This is a genomic window from Blautia argi (assembly GCF_003287895.1).
Classification (GTDB): domain Bacteria; phylum Bacillota; class Clostridia; order Lachnospirales; family Lachnospiraceae; genus Blautia; species Blautia argi.
This window is the reverse complement of sequence record NZ_CP030280.1, coordinates 66,666-89,936: the sequence shown is the minus strand read 5'-3', so window position 1 is coordinate 89,936 and position 23,271 is coordinate 66,666. Positions and strand designations below refer to the sequence as shown.

24 protein-coding genes, 1 tRNA gene and 1 pseudogene are annotated in these 23,271 nt (G+C 38.6%); 2 read left to right on the top strand and 24 right to left on the bottom strand.

The window, feature by feature from the left end:
* Positions 1–33: 33 nt before the first annotated feature.
* From tet(32) to DQQ01_RS00420, 9 genes and pseudogenes are all read right to left on the bottom strand, one after another.
* On the bottom strand, positions 34–1,953 hold the full coding sequence (tet(32), locus tag DQQ01_RS00455; RefSeq protein WP_111917758.1) for a tetracycline resistance ribosomal protection protein Tet(32): 1,920 nt from the start codon (positions 1,951–1,953) through the stop codon (positions 34–36).
* 362 nt (positions 1,954–2,315) lie between these two features.
* Positions 2,316–2,837 (bottom strand): P-loop nucleotide/nucleoside kinase family protein, encoded by a 522-nt coding sequence (locus DQQ01_RS00450; protein WP_003505403.1) that lies wholly within the window; start codon positions 2,835–2,837, stop codon positions 2,316–2,318.
* Between the two features lie 262 nt (positions 2,838–3,099).
* Entirely contained in the window at positions 3,100–3,240 is a 141-nt protein-coding gene (locus DQQ01_RS00445; protein ID WP_111917757.1) for a Maff2 family mobile element protein, read from the bottom strand.
* A 216-nt stretch (positions 3,241–3,456) separates the two neighbouring features.
* Positions 3,457–3,726: pseudogene (locus DQQ01_RS00440) on the bottom strand (VirD4-like conjugal transfer protein, CD1115 family); the annotation flags it as partial.
* Positions 3,727–3,819: 93 nt separating this feature from the next.
* Positions 3,820–4,404 (bottom strand): sugar O-acetyltransferase, encoded by a 585-nt coding sequence (locus tag DQQ01_RS00435; protein ID WP_111917756.1) that lies wholly within the window; start codon positions 4,402–4,404, stop codon positions 3,820–3,822.
* A 98-nt stretch (positions 4,405–4,502) separates the two neighbouring features.
* The gene (locus DQQ01_RS00430; protein ID WP_111920781.1) at positions 4,503–5,327 is read right to left on the bottom strand and encodes a 4Fe-4S binding protein; all 825 of its coding nucleotides are present in this window, start codon (positions 5,325–5,327) and stop codon (positions 4,503–4,505) included.
* Between the two features lie 34 nt (positions 5,328–5,361).
* Entirely contained in the window at positions 5,362–5,517 is a 156-nt protein-coding gene (locus DQQ01_RS15980; RefSeq protein WP_199797973.1) for a CD1871A family CXXC motif-containing protein, read from the bottom strand.
* Between the two features lie 170 nt (positions 5,518–5,687).
* The gene (locus DQQ01_RS00425; RefSeq protein ID WP_111917755.1) at positions 5,688–6,776 is read right to left on the bottom strand and encodes a sensor histidine kinase; all 1,089 of its coding nucleotides are present in this window, start codon (positions 6,774–6,776) and stop codon (positions 5,688–5,690) included.
* A gap of 37 nt (positions 6,777–6,813) precedes the next feature.
* Positions 6,814–6,993, bottom strand: a complete 180-nt coding sequence (locus tag DQQ01_RS00420) for a ParB N-terminal domain-containing protein (RefSeq protein WP_242980451.1) — start codon at positions 6,991–6,993, stop codon at positions 6,814–6,816.
* Positions 6,994–7,664: 671 nt separating this feature from the next.
* On the opposite strand from DQQ01_RS00420, the gene DQQ01_RS00410 reads away from it, so the two are divergent.
* Positions 7,665–7,865: a helix-turn-helix domain-containing protein gene (locus DQQ01_RS00410; protein ID WP_039884107.1), complete on the top strand. Its 201-nt coding sequence runs from the start codon at positions 7,665–7,667 to the stop codon at positions 7,863–7,865.
* A 19-nt stretch (positions 7,866–7,884) separates the two neighbouring features.
* The gene (locus DQQ01_RS00405; protein ID WP_111917754.1) at positions 7,885–9,345 is read left to right on the top strand and encodes a site-specific integrase; all 1,461 of its coding nucleotides are present in this window, start codon (positions 7,885–7,887) and stop codon (positions 9,343–9,345) included.
* 231 nt (positions 9,346–9,576) lie between these two features.
* Here DQQ01_RS00405 and DQQ01_RS00400 read toward each other — a convergent pair.
* The 15 genes from DQQ01_RS00400 to DQQ01_RS00330 all read right to left on the bottom strand — a co-directional run bounded on the left by DQQ01_RS00400 (position 9,577) and on the right by DQQ01_RS00330 (position 23,174).
* Positions 9,577–9,653 (bottom strand) — tRNA-Arg (locus DQQ01_RS00400).
* 523 nt (positions 9,654–10,176) lie between these two features.
* Complete coding sequence (locus tag DQQ01_RS00395) at positions 10,177–11,109, bottom strand: glycoside hydrolase family protein (RefSeq protein WP_111917753.1); 933 nt, start codon at positions 11,107–11,109, stop codon at positions 10,177–10,179.
* Positions 11,110–11,151: 42 nt separating this feature from the next.
* Positions 11,152–12,057 (bottom strand): glycoside hydrolase family 43 protein, encoded by a 906-nt coding sequence (locus tag DQQ01_RS00390; RefSeq protein WP_162624207.1) that lies wholly within the window; start codon positions 12,055–12,057, stop codon positions 11,152–11,154.
* A gap of 7 nt (positions 12,058–12,064) precedes the next feature.
* Positions 12,065–12,892 carry a carbohydrate ABC transporter permease gene (locus tag DQQ01_RS00385; RefSeq protein WP_111917751.1) on the bottom strand — a complete coding sequence of 276 codons (828 nt, stop codon included), beginning with the start codon at positions 12,890–12,892 and terminating at the stop codon, positions 12,065–12,067.
* Between the two features lie 12 nt (positions 12,893–12,904).
* Positions 12,905–13,798 carry a carbohydrate ABC transporter permease gene (locus tag DQQ01_RS00380; protein WP_111917750.1) on the bottom strand — a complete coding sequence of 298 codons (894 nt, stop codon included), beginning with the start codon at positions 13,796–13,798 and terminating at the stop codon, positions 12,905–12,907.
* 120 nt (positions 13,799–13,918) lie between these two features.
* Positions 13,919–15,184, bottom strand: a complete 1,266-nt coding sequence (locus DQQ01_RS00375; RefSeq protein ID WP_111917749.1) for an ABC transporter substrate-binding protein — start codon at positions 15,182–15,184, stop codon at positions 13,919–13,921.
* A 109-nt stretch (positions 15,185–15,293) separates the two neighbouring features.
* Entirely contained in the window at positions 15,294–15,422 is a 129-nt protein-coding gene (locus DQQ01_RS18315) for an AraC family transcriptional regulator (RefSeq protein WP_408607852.1), read from the bottom strand.
* Between the two features lie 16 nt (positions 15,423–15,438).
* A complete protein-coding gene (locus tag DQQ01_RS00365) occupies positions 15,439–16,146 on the bottom strand; it encodes a helix-turn-helix transcriptional regulator (RefSeq protein WP_162624206.1) in 708 nt (235 codons plus the stop codon).
* Between the two features lie 10 nt (positions 16,147–16,156).
* Positions 16,157–16,804 carry a response regulator gene (locus DQQ01_RS00360; protein ID WP_111917746.1) on the bottom strand — a complete coding sequence of 216 codons (648 nt, stop codon included), beginning with the start codon at positions 16,802–16,804 and terminating at the stop codon, positions 16,157–16,159.
* The gene (locus DQQ01_RS00355) at positions 16,797–18,593 is read right to left on the bottom strand and encodes a cache domain-containing sensor histidine kinase (RefSeq protein ID WP_111917745.1); all 1,797 of its coding nucleotides are present in this window, start codon (positions 18,591–18,593) and stop codon (positions 16,797–16,799) included. Before DQQ01_RS00355 ends, DQQ01_RS00360 begins: the two co-directional genes overlap by 8 nt.
* Positions 18,594–18,703: 110 nt before the next feature.
* The gene (locus tag DQQ01_RS00350; RefSeq protein ID WP_111917744.1) at positions 18,704–19,588 is read right to left on the bottom strand and encodes a DUF3881 family protein; all 885 of its coding nucleotides are present in this window, start codon (positions 19,586–19,588) and stop codon (positions 18,704–18,706) included.
* Between the two features lie 14 nt (positions 19,589–19,602).
* Positions 19,603–20,889 (bottom strand): serine--tRNA ligase, encoded by a 1,287-nt coding sequence (gene serS, locus DQQ01_RS00345; RefSeq protein WP_111917743.1) that lies wholly within the window; start codon positions 20,887–20,889, stop codon positions 19,603–19,605.
* 33 nt (positions 20,890–20,922) lie between these two features.
* On the bottom strand, positions 20,923–21,447 hold the full coding sequence (locus tag DQQ01_RS00340) for a DUF4446 family protein (protein WP_111917742.1): 525 nt from the start codon (positions 21,445–21,447) through the stop codon (positions 20,923–20,925).
* An 18-nt stretch (positions 21,448–21,465) separates the two neighbouring features.
* Complete coding sequence (locus DQQ01_RS00335) at positions 21,466–22,407, bottom strand: ParB/RepB/Spo0J family partition protein (RefSeq protein ID WP_111917741.1); 942 nt, start codon at positions 22,405–22,407, stop codon at positions 21,466–21,468.
* Positions 22,404–23,174, bottom strand: a complete 771-nt coding sequence (locus tag DQQ01_RS00330) for a ParA family protein (RefSeq protein WP_111917740.1) — start codon at positions 23,172–23,174, stop codon at positions 22,404–22,406. The genes DQQ01_RS00335 and DQQ01_RS00330 overlap by 4 nt, the downstream gene beginning before the upstream one ends.
* Between the last annotated feature and the right edge of the window lie 97 nt (positions 23,175–23,271).

Here is a 23,271-nt window from a genome sequence, read left to right as displayed (position 1 = left end):
AGCCAGCAATGAACGCTTGCATTGCGCAAGACGTTACATTATCTTCTGAAACATATGCCGGATCTTGTCTAAACGGCTGTTCGGGCGGCGTGGCTGAAATACAGGCTCGCCGGAAGTTTCCTGATACCCTTTTAATTCTGTAATGCAGACACTTCTTCCATTTGTATAAAAATTCAGATCATTCCTATATTCACCGATACAACGGGCAGGGATTTCACCCTTAAAAATAACTTCATCTTTTTCAAGTCTGGTTGATTCAATGATTGCGCAATACTTTGGTGCATCATTATAAGCCCGTGAAAGATATTCCTGCGGTGCAAAAAGGGTAAAGGAAAGGTATGGTTCCAACAGTTGTGTCCCTGCTTTTTTCAATGCCTGCTCCAACACGACAGGCGCAAGAAAACGAAAATCAGCGGGGGTGCTGACCGGGCTGTAATAAACTCCATAATCAAAACAAATTTGGCAGTCTGTCACTCCCCAGCCATATAAGCCCTGCTCCATTCCATAACGCACACCCTCCATGACGGCATTTTGAAAACTTTGGTTTAAATAGCCGAGAGATACCTCGCTTTTATATTGTGTTCCGCTTCCAACAGGAAGCGGTGTTACAGTCAAACCAATAGATGCCCAAAACGGATTCGGCGGCACTTCAATATGAATCGTGCAGCTCGCTTTTTTTTGCGGTCTTTCCAGATAAATAACCGAAGGCTCTTTCATAGCCACGCCCACATGATATTTTTCTTCTAATAGCGAACAAATAACTTCTAACTGTACTTTTCCCAAAAAAGATAACATAATCTCATGGGTAACAGTATCAATGTCAAAATGCAAAAGAGGGTCTGTATCAGCAATCTCTGCGAGGGCATTTAACAGGGCTTCCCTTTGCTCCGGCTTTTGCGGCTCTACCGTTGTCCGAAGTAATGGCATGGGATTATCAATCCGTGTTTTGTGAGGCAGGAGTTTTTCATTTCCCAGGATATCGTTCAGTTTCAAAGTATCATCAGCTAAAATAACAATTTCTCCCGGACAGGCATGGTCAGCCGGGACGATTTCACCATTTGACGGAATACACATTTCTGTAATCTTTATTTTTTCCTTTTTTGACAGCAGCAGGGTATCCCGTAAATGGAGCGTCCCATGATACAGGCGTAAATAAGAAAGCCGTTTTTTCCGCTCTGTATACTCAACCTTAAAAACATATCCACATAATTCAGACTGAATATCGTCCGTTTCTGTAATGAAAGTTTCTATAATCGCTTCAATCAGTTTTTCTGTTCCTAAATTGTCTTTTGCACTCCCATGATAAACAGGAAACAAAGAGCAGCATCTGGTTCTTTTGCACTTTTCATATTGTAATTCCTGTATATCCAAAGAATCCTCTGCAACATATCGTTCTAATAGTTCATCGCTTCCGGAAATAATCATATCCCATTTGTCTAAAGCAGAAATATCGGTCATGGTTATCTTTGGCGACAGGGAAACCTCCTGCATGACAATCATATCACTGGTAAGTTTATCTTTAATGCTTTGGTAAACACACTGCAGGTCGATCCCATTTTGGTCTATCTTATTTATAAAGATAATTGTCGGAATGTCCATTTTCTGAAGCGCATGGAATAATATACGGGTTTGTGCCTGTACGCCGTCTTTTGCTGAAATGACTAAAACAGCTCCGTCAAGGACAGATAAAGAGCGGTATGCTTCGGTTAAAAAATCCATATGACCGGGAGTGTCCACGATATTGATTTTATAATCATTCCAATAAAAAGAAGTAACCGCTGTCTGAATGGTAATTCCCCGTTGCCGTTCCAAAATCATAGTGTCTGTTCTTGTGGTCCCTTTATCCACGTTTCCCTGTTCCGCAATCGCTCCACTGGTGTATAGCAGACTTTCTGTCAATGTAGTTTTTCCTGCGTCTACATGGGCCAGAATGCCGATATTGATTATTTTCATGTGATTGTCCTCCCTTTACAGCCCCAAAGGGCATAAAAATCCCCAGCAGTAAAATACTTTTACCACTGGGGATTCTAATTTGCGGACATACACATATACAGCATACACCTATTTGTGATTGCTGTTTTTTGAATATGTCAAAATTGATAAGGCAAAAGTATTCTTAAATTGGGTACAAAAAACCAAGCCCCCCACAAAAGGAGCTATCATAATTCTTTGTTCCCACTATTTGATTATAGTTTTATTTAAGAATACCTTGCCGCATATTTTTTACTCCTTTTCTGGAATGAAGCTATTATATCACATCAGTTTTAGGAAAGAAAGTACTTAAAAGAAATTTTTCTTCCCCTTATATGTAACAATCATACCGGCTTCCTGGTGTTCAGAATGGTTTCTGCTGTCTGCTGTGGTGTTTGATTGGAATTGTCCAGCCAAAAGCCGATCCGTGGTGTTGTCTGCATAAATGTATCGTATAAGGTTTCAACCGTAAAGCCGGAATAGCCTGTTTTCTCCCTGTATCGTTCCCTTTCTTTTATTGTTTCCACATCTGGACAAAGAACGACAACCTCAACAGGGTATTTATGCAGATAATTTATCATTCGGTTTAATTCATCACCGTAGTAGTTATCTTGGATCACTACAGAAAAGCCGTTGTCAAAGTATGACCTTGCCGCATCAGCAGTCAATTTGTATCGAAGGTACAGCTGGCGGACTGCTTCCGCTGATGGGGTAGCTGACATATTTTCTCTGCCTGAAATAATCATTTTTCGGAACACATCACCACGAAGATGGACGCATTTTTCTATTGATTTTGCCAGTAAATCGGAAACTGTAGATTTTCCAGAAGCCATTAAGCCTGTAATGAGATAAATTTTTTGTTTCATTTCACTTCCTCCGGCACAAAAAATATGTACATGTAACTAATTCAACACATTTATAATTTGAATAGGGACATTATAGCATTTACTAAATACAAATTCAATGTATACGGAAAGAAAGATATAAGGAGTGGGAGGGATTCCGCCGTAGTCGGCATTGTAGGAAAATCCAAAAGTTTAGATTTTCCCACAATGCTTATCTTTTGGTCTTTGGTTCGGAATAGTGTAGTGCTGGCGGTCTATCTCTTGTTTTCGGTTGCTTGCTTCCTTACCGTACATGAGCATTTGCTCCGGGGTTATCGTTACCATAACCTTCCATCAAGTTGATGACACCCCAGACACCAAGACCAGCACCGATTGCTACAACTAATGTCTGTAAGATTGTAACTGCACTTCCGAAAAATCCCATATTCTTTTCTGAACAAACGCTGTTTTCATGGTCTGTCAGCGTTTTTCTCTCCTTTCCCTATTATTCAGACCTCTTTTTTACCTGTTTTATTTACAAGGGGATCTTATTTTTATCTTCACTTTCGTCTCCTTTCCACCTGACTGTTAGGACTTTTTCTTGAAAAAACGTTAAAAAAAATAGAGCACATAGATGGATTTCTACATGCTCTAACGCTTTTTATTCTGTTTCATTCTCTTTCACATCCTCCTCCGTTACATTTACTTCATACACCTCAAATTCCGTATCCTGCGAAAATGCCAGCTTATGCTCCAGATATTTTTCCACATCAAATGCATTCTTTGGATTCGCATCCGCCAATTCTTTATATCTCTTATGTTTTGTAATATCGTATTTATTACTGAGAAATGGTCGCACACCTCGAAGCTGTAAGATACATTTATTTCCATCCATTACAGCCAGCTCATCCCGGCTCATCAATTCTTTGCCACAAAGTCAAGTGGTGAATTGAAAAAAGCACTACGAAGATACTTCTATTACTCCGTAATGCTTTTTCATTTTATTATTTTACGTATTTGAATATTATTTGTTATCTCTTACCACCCTGCATGGATTTCCGTAAGCTATCACGTCATCTGGAATATCTTTTGTGACAATACTTCCTGCACCTATAACAACATTATTTCCGACCGTAACTCCCGGCATGATAATAGCACCGCCTCCGATCCATACATTATTGCCTATGATAACAGGCGCTGTTTGTGTTTTACAGAATTCAAATGAACCATCTTCTTTTGGTTCTCCAAAGCGATCCGTTGCATTTGTTGGATGAAATGCCGCATATATTTGTACATTAGGCACAATTAGAGCATTATCTCCAATTCGTATCGTATTATCATCAAGAAAAGTACAGTTCATGTTGACTTCGCAATTATTTCCAAAATAGATGTTGTTACCATAGTCAACATAAAAAGGTGCTGTTATCCATAGATTTTTGCCTTTTCCTCCAAGAAGTTCATTTAATATTCGTTCTTTTTCTTTCTCATCAGCTGAGCTTGTTTGATTATAATCTCTAACCAAGTCTTTTGCTATATGCCATTGTGTTAATAATTCAGGATCTCCGCAATCATACAGTTCCCCTGCCAACATTTTTTCTCTTTCTGTCATAACTTGCCTCCATCAGATATAAGATATACGATTTTTTCGTTACTTCTATATCTATAAATAATAGCATATCTTCTCTTCAAATACAGCATGAAGTTGTTTTATCTTTTCGAAAATACAGTGCATCTAATTGCCTGAGTTGGACATATATTTTTACATTTTCCACAACGAATACACTCCAGACTATTAGCATTCTTTGCCGGGTCACAGCCCATTGGACACATTTTCGCACAAGCTCCACAGTGAATACATTTTTCAAAATCAACACGATATCTAAAAACTGAAACTGGATTAAATAAAGAATATATTGCTCCTAACGGACAGATATATTTGCAAAACGGACGATAAATAATAACTGAAATCAAAATCGTCACAATCAAAATGACATTTTTCCAAGCATAAAGCCATCCTACGGTAGCCCGCATGGCTTTATTCATCAACACCAGTGGTATTCCTCCCTCTAATGTTCCAACCGGGCAAATCACTTTGCAAAACCAAGGATATCCCTGTCCGATCATATCTGTAAAATATAATGGCATTAAAACAACAAAAACGGCAAGAATTATATATTTTAACCAGCGCAGTTGTTTGTCACCTTTAAATGTGCGGATTTTCAACTTAGAAGGAAGTGGTATTTTATTTAATACATCTTGAATCAAGCCAAAAGGGCATAACCATCCACACACAAAACGTCCCATGATAGTTCCGATCAGAATCATGAAACCTGATACATAAAAAGCAAATTTATATTCATAACTTCCAAGCGTAGCCTGTAATGCTCCGATAGGACATGATGCAACAGCGCCAGGGCAGGAATAACAATTCATTCCTGGCACACATACATTCTTAATTTTGCCCTGATAAATTTTTCCACGTATAAAACCAATTATATAACTATTCGTAATAACCGCCCATAAAACCTGCATCCAACGGCGGAATCGTTCTGATTTTTTTATTTTATTATCCAATTCCGATACACTCCAAACATATATTAATTGCCTTTTCCATTACAATAGTATATTCCTCTCGCCAAATGCCAAGAAACAGAAATACAATCCCAATCAGCAAGAGCAATATTGTAATTCCATTCGATAAAATATTGACTTTTTTACCCATAGGGATTCCTCCTTGCTATAATTTATTGCCGCAGTACTTTGGCAGGGTCCGTTTTCAATAGTTTCACATACAGAATATACTTTACCGTGTATAAAGCTGATATAAAGAGGACACCGGAAAATCCATTCTTCCGGTGTCCTCTATCTCAAAATATTTTTCTATTCAAATGGTTAATGGAATGTTACAACAAATCTGCTTCCTTGCGGATCGTTGTTTTCTATCCTAATTTCTCCTCCATGTTTTTCAATGATGCTTTTTACAACAGCTAATCCAAGACCGCTACCTCCCAACTCTCGGCTTCTGGACTTATCCACACAGAAAAAAGCCTCAAAAATATGTGCTTTGGCTTCATCTGGAATCCCTATTCCAGTATCTTCTACCATCACCTTACTATCGCTTATATCAACTGAAATTGTTCCTCCGTCAGTGTTATACCTTATTGCATTAGAAAGAAGATTATAAAATACTCTTTGCAGTAGCCGATCATCACCGATTATAACTCCTTGACCGGAAATGTGGATTTTAATACCTCTTTCAGCAGCACTGTCTTCCAGTTCAAAACGGATTTCTTCTATTAAATCTCTTAGTTCAACCGGCTCTCTCCTCTCAATTGTCTGTTCATTCGTAAATGTCAAAAGATCCTTAACCAGATTTGATAATCTCTCTGTACTTTCCCCAACGCTTTGGAATAAAGTTTCGTATTCCTCCTTTTCCCGATTCGGCTTCATCTGAAATACTTCCAATTGGGTTTGAAGAGCTGCAAGTGGTGTCCGTAGCTCATGAGCTGCATTTGCTGAAAACCTTTTTTGAATTTGATATGACTGATTTAGTTTCTCCATCATTCTTTGAAAAGCAAGCGCTAACTCTGCAACCTCATCCTTTGTTGAAGGAACTGTTATTTGCTGACTTAAATTATTAACATTGATGTTCTGGACATCTACAGTAAGATCTTCCAGCGGTTTTAGTGTTTTTGATGCAAATACATAGGTTAAAACCGATCCCAGAGCGACAAGACAAAGCATAACCACTATCATTGTTCCCTGAAAATTCCCAATAGCTTCTGCAGGAAGTACAGCAGCAGACTCTATTATTTGTTCTGTCTGATTTTCTCCAACAGGAATAGCAGGAATCGTATCTGTAGATTCAATCAACTTACCAGCTGAAAAAATAGAAAAAACAGCAAGAACCACACACATGATTGTTAAAATGCAAATAGAAATCGCTGTCAATTTTATCTTTAAGCTGAATTTACTTTTCAAACCTTTCCCTCCTCTCGGATCACATAGCCTTCTCCAATTATGTTACAAATTGGATCATACCCCATCTCTTCTCTATACTTTCTTTTAACAAATACATCTCTTTATCGTCTTTTACTTGAAAAGGATGATTTTTAAAAGAACGGAGTCTTTCAATCTCAATTTCGATGATCTTTTCACCTTCGTTCTTCTGGATAAATTCTTTCATCACTTCCGTCATCATTTCCTCCTTCTTCGGTCAGACTAAAAAATGCCCGTCTGGATCCGATTATTTTTGAAATCAGTTCCAAACGAGCATCTCGTTTTCTATTAGCTACAGCTAATATATTTCTCTATTGTTTCAGCTAATATTTATTTGCAAATTATATTCTGCAAACATTCTTTCCTTTAATTTACCGTATTTTACATCCCCAAATCAATGGTAACAACAGGTACTTACCCAAATATTAGCAGTATCCCTGATAAAGCCTGTTTGCAAAATACTGTTTTTTATTAGCTGTCAGCTAACAATTATTCTATTGTGTTAGCTGGAAATCATCCTCAAAGCAATAAGCTCATGCATTTTTCTAATGAAAAAAGCGCCCCGTTATTTGCATTTCTGCTAACAATCGAACACTCTTGATTAACCGTCTCGTATAGGAATCGAACCTATAATTGAGTCTTCCGTACAGCCTTAGTCCGTGTGATGATGTAGCACCGCTGGCAAAGGGTACGGCTGGATGAGAACCATGCAGGGGTGAGATTCCCATGAGCTTTAGCGAAAGCTGTTCGGCTGACTTGCTCACAGTAAAATGCACTGAACCTCTACAAAACTTTAATTTCCTGTGTTATACTCAAAGTGTTAGAGAGGTGTATTTTACTGTTACCATCATAGAAAGGAGCCTTAATCTTATGTTAGATGGTAAAGAGAATACACACGGTATTACAACGTCTGAAAAAAAGACATATACGGTAGATGAAATAGCAGCTCTTTTAAACATCAGCATGAAATCGGCATATGCTTTAGTCAAAAGCGGTCAATTTCACTATATCAGAGCTGGCAGGATGATTAGAGTATCTAAAATATCTTTCGATAAATGGTTACACGAATAATCATTTAAGGAGAGATAATATGGCTTCAATCAAACAAAGAAAATCAAAATTTTCAGTTATTTACTGGTATATGGATGATACAGGCGAAAGAAAGCAGAAATGGGACACCCTAGAAACCAAAAAAGAAGCAAAGGCACGAAAAGCGTTTATTGAATTTTATCAACAAACCTACGGATATGTTCTCGTCCCTTTAGAAGAACAATTCGCCCATCAGCGTGAGGAAGCAGAGCAGGCAATAGATACCCCAGATGATGAAATCACTTTAAAGGAATTTCTTGTTACTTTTGTCAATCTATATGGCGTATCGAAGTGGTCTGCCAACACTTACAGCAGTAAATTGAGTTCAATTAACAACTATATCAATCCCCTTATTGGAGATTGGAAATTAAATGAAATCACCACGAAAAAACTTTCTCAATATTACAATGACCTGTTAAGTGTTCCAGAAGTTCCTCGTGCTAACCGCAAAGCGACTGGTCGCTGTGTGCAGCCTGCCAACATTAAGAAAATCCATGATATTATCCGCTGTGCCTTAAATCAGGCTATCCGTTGGGAATATCTGGACAGCAAAATGCGGAATCCGGCTTCCTTAGCTACCTTACCCAAAGTACCAAAGGTAAAACGTAAGGTCTGGAATGTACAGACATTTAAGGAAGCAATCAAACTTGTGGATGATGATTTACTCCTGCTTTGTATGCACTTGGCATTTGCCTGCTCATTAAGAGTAGGTGAAATTACGGGGCTTACTTGGGATGATGTGATTATTGATGAAGAAGCTATTGCAAATAATAATGCAAGAGTTATCGTCAATAAGGAGCTGGCAAGAATTTCTCAATCAGCTATGCAAAAGCTGAAAGAAAAAGATATTATTAAAATTTTCCCAACCCAGAAGCCCCACTGTACCACAAGGCTGGTGTTAAAGACACCCAAAACAGAAACAAGTAATCGTACTGTATGGCTGCCGACAACGCTTGCTCAATTACTGGTTCAATACAAAAAAGACCAGCAGGAATTGAAAGAGTTTTTAGGAAGTGCCTATAACGATTATAACCTCGTTATTGCTCTTGAAAATGGGAATCCCGTAGAAAGCCGCATTGTTCGGGACAGATTTACAACGCTGTGTGAGGAACACAATTTTGAAGTTGTTGTTTTTCACAGCCTACGCCATTTAAGCACAAAATATAAGCTCAAAATGACACATGGCGATATTAAGTCTGTTCAGGGAGATACAGGTCACGCCGAAGCAGAAATGGTAACAGATGTTTACTCTGAAATCGTGGATGAAGACAGACGGCTTAATGCAAAGAAGCTGGATGAAGAATTTTATGACACCCTTGATACAGAGGAACCCGAACACAATCACCATTCAGAAGCACAGGAGCCTACCAGTGACAATGACAAACTTCTGCTTGAATTGCTAAAATCCATGACACCGGAAATGAAAGAAAAGCTCTTAAAAGAAACCCTTTCTAACTGTTAGCAAAGGGCTTTGTTCCAAACAGAAAAAACTGCTAACAAAAAAGTGTTAGCAAAAACCGTAAAAATCCATGAAATCATCATCTACCTTAAATGAGCGTTAGCAAGCTATCTTGCAAAATAAATGACTTTTGGAAATTCCCACGGACATAAGCAGCCATACATTCGCTTCCCTGTCCGTGATAACAAAAAAAGCTGTAAACCCTTGAAAACAAAGGCTTACAGCGTTGTTTACTGGCGTCCATGACAGGAATCGAACCTGCGGCGTTTCGCTTAGGAGGCGAACCCTCTATCCTGCTGAGGTACATGGACGTATATAAAATTTTCAGTGTTGGGCGATTGTTCCAACAAGCCCTTAGGAGGCACTTGTTCTATCCATTAAACTAAGGAAACTTACGCCGATTTTTGGCTTAAAATAAGGCTTTCTGACCTTTTTCAAGTTTCGGAATCGGTATCCGAATTATCCTATTTTTCTGGGCTTTTTTGCCCTCGTTTGTCCCTATAGTTAAGGGCGATGTACCCACCTTTTTAAAAGAACCTCATCTTGCTTTCGAACTTCCAATTTTTTCAAAAAATGAAAGTACACAATTCAAACCTTAGGAGGACCCTGTTATATCCATTTAACTAACGAGACAATTGCCATTTCCCCTTGAAAACACGCGGTTTTCAGGACTTTTGTTATGGCAACTTTTATTTAATTATCAGCTATTTTTCAAGCTTTTAATTACATCTGCTTTCCATAATACTATACTTTCTGCACTTTTTCAAGCAGTTTATTTTCAAAACAGGACTTTTATGATTCTGAATAACAATATACCATGTCACATACTCCCTGTTAAAGCTCCAATTCTACATGATTTCTATCACATATAAGTTCGCCATTCTCAAAGACTAGCTCTGCAACCTGTATGGAACTCCTTTTATGCCTGTATTCCCAACAAAAATCCGGATTTTTGCGTTGTTCTGCACTTACCTCTGGATGGGTAAAATAAAAAATATACGCTTTGTCATTTATCACAAGCACATCTCCATGGTTGCCGATTGTACCATCATCCCTGCGGTTCCCCGGTTCTGCAAGAATGTCTTTGCACCTTTTCCAATTATGGGCATCTTCACTCACATAAACGCCCATTCCTTCCCATGTATCTGTAATCAGCCAATACTTTTCATGAAACCAAAACACATTCGGTCCCTCGTGAGGACAGTCTGTAATTTCAGCCTCTCCTACTGTCCAGTTATATAAGTCCCTGCTGTATGCCGTATAACTGAAACTTCCGTGAAGCTCATCTTTGTACCACATTTTCCATTGACCATCTTTCAGACGGAAAACACAAGCATCAATTACCCTCTCTGATGAAAGAGAAAGCTTACTTTCAAACTTCCAGTCCCATAAATTAAGACTTGTATAATGAAGGATTGCCCTGGGATACTCCCATGAAGAAGGTATCCCCTGCACATAGGAAACATACATATGATAAGTGCCTTCATGTTCTATCACCTCTGGCGCCCAGTATGTATTCCGTCCCTTTTCATAATTCAACCCATTTGCCGTACCCCGGTAAACCCAGGTTTTTCCGCCATCATCTGAACTGGCAATGCCAATATCTGTACCATGTACATATTCAATGCCGGATTTTGGTGAAAAGGCACGGCGGTTTGTATAAAAAATCCACCACGTTTTTTCCATGGAATTCCATATAATTGAAGGATCCGCCGCTCCGTCATATATTGGATCCCTGAAAAGCGGCGCCTCAGGTATGAGCTTCATAAAATATTCCTCCTGCTTTTCTAACTTAATACAAATCTCCCTTTACCTCAGTTTTTCAAAACGGCTCCATTCTTCCTGCGTCAGATTTAATATAGAACCATGCCTTTTTTTCAATCTGCCGAAATTATAACATTCTTCCGGAAGTTCTTTGAATTTTGCCCCTGAAAGTTTCTCTGTCACAAAAGGGACATAGCCTTTCTGCTCTCTGAAATAATCCAAAAGCAGACACCAGCCCTTTTTGTTTCCCAGAGGAAAAACTGCCGGTCCTTCCACTCCTTCCGGCTTCTCTGAAAAAGGCTTCTCCACAGGAATAAATTTGTCCATAAGCCTTTTTGCATGATCCATATGTATCTCTGCATTCTCTTCATCCTTATAGAAACGATAATACTCCCCGTCCTCATAGACAATCGTCATATCAATAATGTCCGTATCTTTTTCCAGATAAAGAAACGCTTTCGAAAAATTGTGAAAATCCTTTGTCCGGCTGGCATAAACTCTATGCCTTTTCTCTCCGTTTCTCTCTGTCATTGCCGACCAAAAAACCATATAACAGCCGTTTTCCCTGTCATACACGGCCTCCGGCGCCCATACACAGCCGGCATCTGCCATTTCCGTATCAAAAAAATATGGCTCTGACCAGTGCAGCAAATCTGAAGATTCCCAGCATACCAGCTTTGTACTGCCATTGTGTACTGCTTCCTCCCAACTGGTTCCAGATGCAATATGAAGGTCTGTTGCTATAATAATGTATTTCTTCTTATCCTCAAGCCGGATAAGAAACGGATCTCTTACCCCTTTTGTTCCAATTTCAGAACAAAGCAGGGGCTTTTGTCCATTCAAATCCTCCCAATGTAATCCATCTCTGCTCAAAGCAAAGTAAACTTGCTCATCTTTTTCATTTTTTTCCTTTCCGGTAAAAAAGCAAAACAAATAGCCGGCATTTTTCATATCCATATCATCCTTTCACAGAACCTGCTGCCACGCCCTCCACAATTCTTTTCTGCATAACCAGATAGAAAACAACCATAGGAAACAGTGCAATCACAAGAGCCGGCATCATCAGTGACCAATCGTTTGAGAACATTCCGATTCCATTATAAACCTGCATAACAAGAGTGGCCTTATCTGATGAATTCAGGAAGAGATACGTCAGCATAAAATCATTCCAAATCCACATGACATTAAAAATCACAATTGTAGTGGTAATGGGTTTCAAAAGCGGAAAGGAAATATTCCAGAACACACGCCAGATATTACATCCGTCAATCTGCGCCGCTTCCTCAAGTTCTCTGGGTACTGTCTGAATAAATCCCCTATACATTAAAAAGGCAAATATACACTGATTGCTGTGTAAAAGAATCATTCCCTGGTATGTGTTAATCAAATGCAGATTTTTCATTACTGTAAAAAGAGGAAGCATCGTTGCCTGCGTTGGCACCATAAATCCCAGTAGAAAAAATACACTGAGGAATTTTGAAAATTTTGTATGGTGTCTGCAGATAGAAAATGCTGCCATTGCTCCAAATATTACAATGAGAACTACGGATACCAGAGTTATAAGTAGAGAATTTCCGAAATTGCGCCAAAAATCCATACTTTCCAGCGCACGGCCATAATTCTCAAGAGTAAACGCCGCCGGAAGCGCAAGCGGATGTTCCATGATTTCCTGCTGTCCTTTAAACGTAGACACTACCAGATAATAAACCGGTATCACAAAAACAAGCGCCAGGGCAACCATCAAAATTTCTGCAGCAAATGTTTTCTTTGTATATTTTTTTCCCATGTTTTTTGCCTCCTATTCGTATAATTGCCGTTCTCGTTTGTTTAAATATGCTGTCTGAAGCATGCTTACAATTGAGATAATTACCAGGAATAAAAAGGACATCGCTGATGCATAACCAACCTGATTTGCAGTAACTCCTTCGTCAATAATCATCTGTGTAATCATCGTAGTCGCCCTTCCCGGGCCGCCATTTGTCAGTGCAAAAGGCATATCAAAAGCCTTCAGGCTGCTTGTAAGCAAAAGCAGCAGGGAAGATGTCATTGCAGGCGCCAGCATAGGAAATGTAATATTACGGAATTTCTGCCATGATGTTGCTCCGTCAATAGTTGCAGCCTCATAATAGTCACTGGAAATCGTCTGTAAATTTGCAATATAAATACATGCATGCCAACCTGTGGAAGCCCATACTGTTACGAAAATCAAAAGAACCATAGCCATTTTCGGGTCAGCCAGCAGAAGTAACGGTTCTTTTCCATCTGCTGCACGCATACCATTAATCAATCCCATTGTTGACGGGGATAAGATAAATTTCCAGATAAATCCAATAAACAATGTGCTGATTACCGATGGAAAGAAGAACACTGCACGAAGAATATTTTTGGATTTTATCTTACTGTTCAATATCAATGCCAGAGGAATTGCCAGACAAGTTACCAGTGCCGGTACACAAAATCCATACAGCAAACTATTCGTAATCGCTGTTACTGCATCTTTATTATGAAAAATACGAACATAGTTTTCCAATCCTACAAATTTAAAATTTGTGGAAAGTCCGTTAAAATTTGTGAGAGAATATCCCATAGTCTGTAGCGTAGGTATTACTGTAACTGTACAATAAATCACAAGAGCGGGAAGAACGAACAAGACCCAGGGCAGTTCCCGTTTTAACTGAAATCTTTTATTCATTTGTTTATACCTCCTGTTTTTCCTATTTTGGGTGCAAAAGTGGCTGCTGAATGATCCAGCAGCCACTTTCTGTCATTCACCCTGTTTTTTTCATTACTGTATTGTAAACCGGATGCTTTCTTACTGCTCGCTTGCAAGCAATTCAGCCATCTTATCGTCCACTTCCTTCAGTACGTCCTCCACGGTCTTTGTTCCCATTACGATTTCCTGTGTACCTCTTTGCATCATAGCGTCAATGGTATCTGTATAAGTCCATTTTGATGTAGGAATCAGGAATTTACCGCTTTCTGCATATTCCTTCATAGGTTCCATAGCCGGATCCACCTCATATTCCACTCCTTCTACACCAAGGAAGTTCCCTGTTACGCCCTGATATTTCTGTAAAGTTTCACCTGTTCCCATATATTCCAGGAAAAGTTCGGCATTTTCAGGATTTTTAGCCTTTGCATTGATTGCAATACCAATATTTGTTGCACCCATTGCATATGTATTTCCTTCCGTTCCCACAAACGGCACAACCCCTATATTCAACTCCGGATTCTTTTCCTTAAGACCTTTGATTGCCCATGGACCTGTCAGAGTCGCTGCTGCTTTACCTGTTGCAAACTCATCTAATCTCTGTTCATCTGTAATGCTGACCATATCCTGAGAAACAATTCCTGTTTCTACACAATCTTTATACCACAATTCCATTACATCGCTATATACTTCGCTGAATTTCATCTCACCACTGTTAATCTTGTCATCTAACTCCGGATCTTTTGCTATTCCTTCCGTGTCATGAAGCCAATAAATAAGATCAGGAAGCGCTGCGCCAAACATACCTAATGGCTTGATTCCATTTTCCAGAAACACTTTAGACTGTTCTATAAATTCTGCCCAATCTTTTGGCGGTTGGAATCCATATTCTTCATAGAGATCTTTATTATAAAACATTCCACCCACCCATGAGTCAGGTGCGTATGCGTATACCTTACCATCATAGGAATAGTCCTCTTTATAAGTGTCTGCAAGCTTCTGTACTGACTCCATTTCAGAAATATCTTTCATATATCCGTTTTTTGCAAAATTTGTAATTGGTCCGCGAATCCAAAATACATCCGGAAGTTCTTCAGAATTTGCCAGAAGATTCAGTTTCTGCTGGTACTGATTTCCCTCATTCGGAACATTTTGAAAATCAATTTCCAAATCCGGATACTTCTCTTTAAAGCCGTCCAGTACCGGCGCAAAATCCTTTGGTGAGTACCAGGACATAATTGTAAGTTTTCCTTTTCCCGGTTCATTGGACACTTTTTCCTCTTCTGCTCCGCAACCAGCCAAAGCGCCTGTTCCCAGAACCACTGTTCCTAAAATTGAAACCCATTTTTTCCAGTTCATCTTTTTCATTTGATTTCCACTCCTTTGTGTTCTTTCGTTAGTTATAAGATACCATTTCCAGAGATACAAAGGTATGCAAAAAATTTCTGTTTTTTGTCAGATATTAAGCTTTTGCTTTTTACATTCCCTTCCGAAATTTGTTTGGAGAAAGTCCTACGGTTTCCTTGAATTTACGGCTGAAGTGAAATTCACTGGTATATCCCACCATAATACTGATTTCCCCCTGAGATAAATTTGTTTCACGCAGAAGCTTTTTCGCCTGCTCAATACGGCAGCCCGTAAAGATAGTCCCAGTATTTTTCTCCTGTCAGATCCCGAAAAACCGTTGAAAAATATGTCCTGCTGATTCCAACAGCATCTGCAACTTCCTGCAGCGAAAGATTCGGATTCTTATAATTCTCTTTTGTATATGTTTTTGCAACTTTTACAATATAATAGTTTTCGTGTCCCTCCTTTCTGGTTTCCAGAAAATCTTGCAATTCTTTTAATTCTTTATATACAAAATCATATAGTTCTTCTCTTGTCCCACAGCACAAAAAGGTCCATATACTCATTCTACGAAATATTTTCAACGCTTCTTCCTGACAGCTTTTTGTCAGATATATTTTTAAAGAAATAAAAATATCAAATATCATGCTGCAGATATCTATAACCGTCTTTTTTTCCTCAAAAGCCCGGTCTAATGCTTTTCTCATGAGCAATTCAATCCTGCTGACATCTCCTTCCTGTGCCAGATAATCAATGGCTTCGTGCAGATCAGGAATTGGGAGTTCTCCTTTTTCATAATTATAAGATTGATTTCTTGCCTCTTTATGAATTTCACCAGTATAAAAAGCTGTTTCATAAGCTTTAAAACACCGATACAGACATATAGCAAGTGTTTCATTCTCTTTTTTCCGAGTATAAAAAAAGCGAAATTTCTCCTTTTTTCTTTTTCCTTCTGCAGTAATCTCTTCTATCTGCTCCCACATAGAAATATTATCATTTCTTTTCCAGAAAAAGCACCATAGATTGCCTGCAAAGCGAATTGAAAAATCCGCTCTCTTCCTCCTCAAATGGGAGTTTTCTGTTTGAAATATTATCATTATCCCATAGAACCAGACTCACATTTTCATACAGCTCCAGAAACGGAAATTCCTTCTCCAGCTCCAACTCTCCCACATCGTTCTTTATAATCTGCTCTGCAAATTCATGGATTTCCTTTTCCAAAGCCTTCTGCTTTATTTCTTCTATGCTTCGGCTTTCTTTTTTAGATTTATTCAGATTATTTACAATTTTGGATATTAACTTTTCTAATTCTTCTTCATCTACGGGCTTCAGAATATAATCTACGACACCAATTTCTATTGCGCGTTTTGCGTAATCGAATCTGTCAAAAGCAGACACTATTACCAGTTTCAATTTCGGAAGAATTTTCAACACTCTGCGGCAAAACTCCAATCCATCCATTCCCGGCATTTCCACATCTACCAGCGCTATATCTGGTTGAAACTCTTTTGCCTGTGTCAGTGCATCTTTTCCGTCAGATGCAGTCCGCATTTCTCCAATTCCCAGCGTTTCCCAGTCTATTGCTATCGGAAGATAACGGAGCACATTCTCCTCATCATCTGCAAACAGTATTTTATACATGGATTTCTCCTCCTTTCTTTACCCTGATATATATTCTGAAATATTGAAGGTATTTACTCTCTATTTTCTGAATTCCGCAACTTTCATCTCCATAAAGTACACAGCGTTCATGTACATTTCTCAACCCCACATGTTCCTTGCCTTTATTATTTCTGACATTTTCCAACAATTCTTCTATTTTCTCCTGTTCCATTCCCACTCCATTATCTTCCACACAGAGCAGCAGACTTTCATCTTCTTCCACATCAGCTAATATACGGATAATTCCTTTTTCTCCCTTTGGACGCAGCCCATACTTAACAGAATTTTCAATCAGTGGTTGTAAAATAAGCTTTGGAATTTGATAGTTCATTTCTTCTTCTCCAATAGTAAATTCCATATTCATTTTACCTGGGAAACGCTTTTTACAGATTTCCATGTAACAACGGACATACTCCAGTTCCTGTTCAAGACTTACATAAAATTCCTGGTTATTTACTGTATAACGTAGGAAACGGCTTAAATAATTTACAGTTTCTGCTGCATTTCGGGATTCTCCAAGTGCGGCTTCTGTCTTTATAAGCTGCAACGTATTATATAAAAAATGCGGTTGAATCTGACTGATTAATGCTTCTATCTGCGCATCTTTACTCCGCATTTCCGCCACATATACCTGTTCCACTAAATTATTGATTCTTTCAATCATCTCCGTTATCTTTTGTGCCAGATTTTCAATTTCGCCAACACTATTTTCCACATGAAAGTTTTTCGGTTCTTCAATATCCACTTTTTTCATCTGCTCTACAAGTTCATCTAATGGTTTTCTTATTCTTCCGGAAATTGCCGTTGCTGCAAAAATAGCAATCAACATAAAACAGGGCAATATACTGAAACAGAGAAGCTTTAAAAGCTGGATAGCAGGCTTTTTTATATTATCTTCCGGAATCAGTCCTAATAATTCCCAGCCTGTTGTAATACTCTTCTCATGTACGCAAAAATAATTTTTATTTCCATCTTTGAAATAAAAATTATTGCTTTTTTTCATATTTTTCAGTGCATGAGCAGGTAGATTTTTATTGATTTTTTCACAATCATCAGAAAAAATAATTTGCCCCTTTTCATCTATTATCAGATAGCGGAGTTCTCCCATATCACTTCGTGCGCTTATGATTTCATTCATACGCCCAAAATCCATATCTACAATGATATATCCCAGCCTCTCTCCATAAGGCTCAACAGGAAGAACAACTGAATTCACCTGCTTTTTTTCTGTATTATCAGGATAATAATCTGCCAGATGAGAGGGTGTAAAGAAAAACTTTTTATCTTTTTTTAAATAAGTCTGCAGCCACTCTTCTTCTAAAATTTTTTTGTTATACTTGAGTTTTTGCCGGTCCGGCATATTGGTCTGATAACCGTTTAACCCTACAATGATGCAGTCAGAAATATGATCTCTTATCAAACTGGTATTCATAAGTGCTTCATCTATTTCCATCTGTTTATAATATTTTTCAGTGGGAGACATTTTATCGTAATTTTGCAACATATAGAGAAGACTGTCATTATCCGTAAGCTGAACAATTGTTGTCTTCACATCTTGAAAATACAAATCAACCGTATAATTCCCCTGTTCTACAGTTCCTGTAATATTTTTTTTCATTTCTCTGAGTATCGATGAATCGTAAACATAATAACTAACAGCACTCACAACGAGTATGAATGTCAAAATCATTGGTATCAAAAACACCGAGATTCGCCGTCTGAATGAGCGGTTTATCCATTTTTGTAATTTTGCCGTTATGTTTTTCATACTGTCCTCCCGTATTTCAAGCGGTTTATTTCTAAAAAAGGCTGCCACCCCAAACACTTACCCGGAATCATATCCTGTTCCCACTGTGTTTTCAAGTGACAGCTCTTTCTTTACATCATACCAAATTCTACATAGCCCTGCAGCCACACAACTCCCTTAAACCGTCTTCCCACTTCAGGAATCCCCATCAAATCTTTTTCATTGATGCAGACGTCCAGTTCTATATCATTGCATGCTATCCGCATTTCGTAAACAGCTTCTTCAGTTCTGACATTATGCATTTTTGAACATTCCAGAATTTCACCCATAATGCTGTATAAATCACATTCCATTCCATACGGCATAAAATATGTATCTACAATACTGTAAATGTCCTCGTTTTCAATTCTTTTGGAAATCATAGCATAAGTATCCATATCCTCAATGGTAAGGCTCTCCATTGCCTCTTCGTCCCCGTTTTTCGCTGCTGCTATAAGCCTGCCGCGATTTGCCGCGTCCATGCGGTTCTGAATTTCCTGCCCTTCTGATTTCCAAACAGGAAGAAGAATTGTTCCTGTCCTTGCCAATCCGGATAAAGTCACACTGTATGCCCCACCGGAAAAGTTTCCTCTTCCTCTCTGGGTCAGATATTCCCCTGCATTCTGCAGATAGAAAATAATCGTGACTCCTATCCGCATGTCATCACATGCTCCGGCAAAGGATTCCTTTCCTGCATGCTTTTCAATACTGACCTGCTCCCTCAGGGTAACGCCTGTGCCGCGGAAATACGGAAAATAATATTCCATCTGGAACTCATTATTTTCATCGTATTCTCCGCACACAGTAATCCCGAAATCACACCCAAACATCTTTGACAATTCTGCAAACAAACGGTGTCTGCTGTCTTCAATCACAATTTTTTCATCATACATTTGGATAACTTCTTTCAGGATTGCGTCCAGCTCCTTTTTATCTGTAATATCAGAAAAACCGATTGCTTTTAAATAACTGTGCAATACGCAACCTCCATTTATTTGTTCGGAATAATCGCTTCCTTGCCGCCCATGTATGGTCTTAATGCTTCCGGAATTTTCACAGAACCATCTGCCTGCAGATTGTTTTCCAGGAATGCAATTAACATTCTCGGCGGTGCAACAACAGTATTATTCAGTGTGTGTGCAAGATATTTTTCACCCTTACCGTTCACACGGATTTTCAGTCTTCTTGCCTGTGCATCACCCAGATTAGAGCAGCTTCCTACTTCAAAATATTTCTTCTGTCTTGGTGACCATGCTTCCACGTCTACAGATTTCACCTTCAAATCAGCCAAATCTCCGGAGCAGCATTCCAGTGTTCTTACCGGAATATCCAGAGAACGGAATAAATCTACGGTGTTCTGCCACAATTTATCAAACCACATAGGACTTTCTTCCGGCTTACAAACCACAATCATCTCCTGTTTCTCAAACTGATGAATTCTGTATACGCCTCTTTCCTCCAGTCCATGTGCGCCTTTTTCTTTACGGAAACATGGAGAATAGCTTGTCAGAGTTTTTGGCAATTCTTCCTCCGGAATAATGGTATCAATAAATTTACCAATCATGGAATGTTCGCTGGTTCCGATAAGATACAGGTCTTCTCCTTCAATCTTATACATCATGGCGTCCATTTCCGCAAAACTCATAACGCCTGTCACCACATCGCTACGAATCATATAAGGTGGAATGCAATAGGTAAATCCGCGATCAATCATAAAATCTCTTGCATAGGAAATCACTGCTGAATGTAATCTCGCAATATCTCCCATGAGATAATAAAATCCGTTTCCGGCTACTTTTCTTGCGCTGTCCAGGTCAATACCATTAAAGCTTTCCATAATATCTGCATGATATGGAATCTCATAATCCGGCACAACCGGTTCTCCGTATTTCTGTACTTCCACATTTTCACTGTCATCTTTTCCAATAGGAACAGACGGGTCAATGATGTTCGGAATTGTCATCATAATGGTTTTGATTTTTTCTTCCACTTCTTTTTCTTCAGCAGAAAGTTTTTCTACGGTTTCTGCATTAGCCGTAACCTGTTTTTTTGCCTCTTCTGCTTCTTCTCTTTTTCCTTCCTTCATCAAACCGCCAATCATTTTGGAAATTTTATTTCTGTCTGCTCTTAAGGCTTCTACTTCCTGTTTGATTTTTCTATTTCTCTTATCCAGCTCAATAACTTCGTCTACCAATGGAAGCTTGCTATCCTGGAATTTATTCTTAATATTCTGTCTTACCACATCTGGATTTTCTCTCAAAAATCTAATATCTAACATCTTTAATCTCCTTTTCTTCTTAATTCTTATGAATTATATGTCAAATTCATTTTCTTCAATACCAAAATTCACAGCTTTTCTCAACGCTTCAACCTCTTCGTCACTAAGCGCCACATAAGATTCGCCATTCACTATTTCCTTAATATAGAGGAAACAGTTTTCACGACTGTGAATCGCATTCAGCAAAAAGCCTGTATTATTATTATCCAGCATTGCCAGCACAAAACTCAGCTTACCACCCATATCCTCAAATGCATCATATTTTACGATACCGTATTTATCCAGCATCATATTCTGCAATTTTTCCAGCTTTGTAATATTTTCTGAGTTTATCTCTGAATTCACCGCCAGCTTTTCAATCAAATCAAACTTTCTCTTAAACAGCTTTTCCAGAGATTGTGCATCTTTTCCCTTCATGAAAATAGCGTATTTTCTACTCAGTCTGTTAAGTCCCAATGATAAATTAAACACGCATACTAATAGTATTACCACAACTATTAAAAGCATAAGTAATAAAATACCGGAGCAGGACTGAAGACTGTTAATAAAATTCTTCATGTGTATGTTGCACTCCTTTTACTTTACACTTTCCAATAGTTCCACAATACGTTCCAGTTCTTCCTGGGAATAGTATTCGATTTCTATTTTTCCTTTGTCGTGATTTTTTCTGCGTATAGCAACCTTTGATCCTATAATGCTTTTAATTTTTTCTTCCAAATGTTCATACGCCAGGTCTTCCGCTGTATTTTTTTCTTTCTCAGGCTTGGGGTCTGTTGGATTTAAAAGCATCTTAACCAGTTTTTCTGTTTCTCTTACGTTTAATTTTTCGTCGAACACCTTTACTGCGGCTGCATACTGCTCTTCCTTATTTTCTATTGGCAGTAAAGCTCTGGCATGTCCTGTTGTAAGCATTTCATCTACCAGCATTTGCTGTACTCTCTCGTCCAGTTTCAAAAGACGCATAGAGTTTGTTACTGCTGTTCTGCTTTTGGAAACTCTCTCAGCAATAGCGTCCTGTTTCAGATGAAATTCGTCCATCAAACGTTTATAGGCTGCTGCTTCTTCAATGGGATTCAGATTTTCTCGCTGAATGTTCTCAATAAGGGAAATCTCCACAGTTTCCTGCTCCGTAAAATCCTTGACAATAACTGGTACTTCCTTCACGCCTGCAAGCTTTGAAGCTCTCCATCTTCTTTCCCCTGCAATAATTTCATAATAATCCCCTTTTTTCTGAACTAAAAGAGGCTGAAGCACACCGAACTGTTTAATAGACTCAGATAACTCAAGAAGCGCATCTTCATCAAATTGCTTCCTCGGCTGACTTTGATTGGGTTCTATCTGTGTCATCTTAACCATCAGCGCCGAACCTTCCAGTTCCTTTTTTTCTTCTGTGTCTTTTTTACTTGTATTCACAGTACGAATAGCCGGCTTTTTAGCTGCCGCTGATTTAGGATTGACAGCAGTTTCACTTATCATTGCGTCAAGTCCTCTTCCTAATCCTCCCTTTCTTACCGTCATTCCTCTTCCTCCCTATTCAAAACCTCTTCAGCTAAAAGTCGATAGCTTTCTGCACCCACAGACCTTGTGTCATACAGATTAATCGGCATACCATAGCTGGGAGCCTCAGCCAGACGGACATTTCTCGGAATAATGGTTTTGTAAATGGATTGATTTAAATTATTCTTTACATTTTCCACAACCTGAAGAGAGAGATTCGTTCTTGCATCATACATGGTGAATACAACCCCTTCAATAACCAGCTCAGAATTTAGTCTTTCCTGCACCAGTTCAATGGTATGAATCAACTGAGTTAATCCTTCCAGCGCATAATATTCACACTGAATTGGAACTAACACGGAGTTTGCTGTGGTCATAGCATTGATTGTTAAAATGTTTAACGATGGGGGACAATCCATAATAACAAAATCATACTTATCCTTAATTGTGTCAATCTGATTTTTTAGCAGATATTCTCTGCCTTCAACGCCTACTAATTCTATTTCTGCACCAGCAAGATTTACATTTGCAGGAATCAAGGATAAGTTTTCATATACATTTTCAATGATACAATCCTTTAACTCACAAGCTCCTACCAGTAATTCATAAAGCGTTGCCTCTGCATTATCTTTATCAACCCCTACGCCGCTGGTTGTATTTCCCTGAGGGTCGATGTCAATCAAAAGCACTTTTTGATTTTTTTCCGCAAGACATGCAGACAGATTAATGGCTGTAGTGGATTTTCCTACGCCACCTTTTTGATTTGCGATTGCAATAATTCTTCCCACTTAAATTTCCCCTTATTATGATGAGTATCTTTATGTGTAATATATCACAAATCATTATAACACCTTTCCTATTTGATTGCCAGAACAATGTTTCATG

Excerpts from the sequence above, each read along its gene's own strand:
- DQQ01_RS00340 (WP_111917742.1), bottom strand. The coding sequence starts at position 21,447 with ATGAAGAATTTTATTAACAGTCTTCAGTCCTGCTCCGGTATTTTATTA.
- DQQ01_RS00375 (WP_111917749.1), bottom strand. The coding sequence starts at position 15,184 with ATGAAAAAGATGAACTGGAAAAAATGGGTTTCAATTTTAGGAACAGTG.
- DQQ01_RS00365 (WP_162624206.1), bottom strand. The coding sequence starts at position 16,146 with ATGTGGGAGCAGATAGAAGAGATTACTGCAGAAGGAAAAAGAAAAAAG.
- DQQ01_RS00335 (WP_111917741.1), bottom strand. The coding sequence starts at position 22,407 with ATGACGGTAAGAAAGGGAGGATTAGGAAGAGGACTTGACGCAATGATA.
- DQQ01_RS00385 (WP_111917751.1), bottom strand. The coding sequence starts at position 12,892 with ATGGGAAAAAAATATACAAAGAAAACATTTGCTGCAGAAATTTTGATG.
- serS (WP_111917743.1), bottom strand. The coding sequence starts at position 20,889 with ATGTTAGATATTAGATTTTTGAGAGAAAATCCAGATGTGGTAAGACAG.
- DQQ01_RS00420 (WP_242980451.1), bottom strand. The coding sequence starts at position 6,993 with ATGACGGAAGTGATGAAAGAATTTATCCAGAAGAACGAAGGTGAAAAG.
- DQQ01_RS00360 (WP_111917746.1), bottom strand. The coding sequence starts at position 16,804 with ATGTATAAAATACTGTTTGCAGATGATGAGGAGAATGTGCTCCGTTAT.
- DQQ01_RS00450 (WP_003505403.1), bottom strand. The coding sequence starts at position 2,837 with ATGAAACAAAAAATTTATCTCATTACAGGCTTAATGGCTTCTGGAAAA.
- DQQ01_RS00395 (WP_111917753.1), bottom strand. The coding sequence starts at position 11,109 with ATGAAGCTCATACCTGAGGCGCCGCTTTTCAGGGATCCAATATATGAC.
- DQQ01_RS00410 (WP_039884107.1), top strand. The coding sequence starts at position 7,665 with ATGTTAGATGGTAAAGAGAATACACACGGTATTACAACGTCTGAAAAA.
- DQQ01_RS00405 (WP_111917754.1), top strand. The coding sequence starts at position 7,885 with ATGGCTTCAATCAAACAAAGAAAATCAAAATTTTCAGTTATTTACTGG.
- DQQ01_RS00430 (WP_111920781.1), bottom strand. The coding sequence starts at position 5,327 with ATGCAGGTTTTATGGGCGGTTATTACGAATAGTTATATAATTGGTTTT.
- DQQ01_RS00390 (WP_162624207.1), bottom strand. The coding sequence starts at position 12,057 with ATGAAAAATGCCGGCTATTTGTTTTGCTTTTTTACCGGAAAGGAAAAA.
- DQQ01_RS00445 (WP_111917757.1), bottom strand. The coding sequence starts at position 3,240 with ATGGGATTTTTCGGAAGTGCAGTTACAATCTTACAGACATTAGTTGTA.
- DQQ01_RS00380 (WP_111917750.1), bottom strand. The coding sequence starts at position 13,798 with ATGAATAAAAGATTTCAGTTAAAACGGGAACTGCCCTGGGTCTTGTTC.
- DQQ01_RS00355 (WP_111917745.1), bottom strand. The coding sequence starts at position 18,593 with ATGAAAAACATAACGGCAAAATTACAAAAATGGATAAACCGCTCATTC.
- DQQ01_RS15980 (WP_199797973.1), bottom strand. The coding sequence starts at position 5,517 with ATGGGTAAAAAAGTCAATATTTTATCGAATGGAATTACAATATTGCTC.
- DQQ01_RS00435 (WP_111917756.1), bottom strand. The coding sequence starts at position 4,404 with ATGACAGAAAGAGAAAAAATGTTGGCAGGGGAACTGTATGATTGCGGA.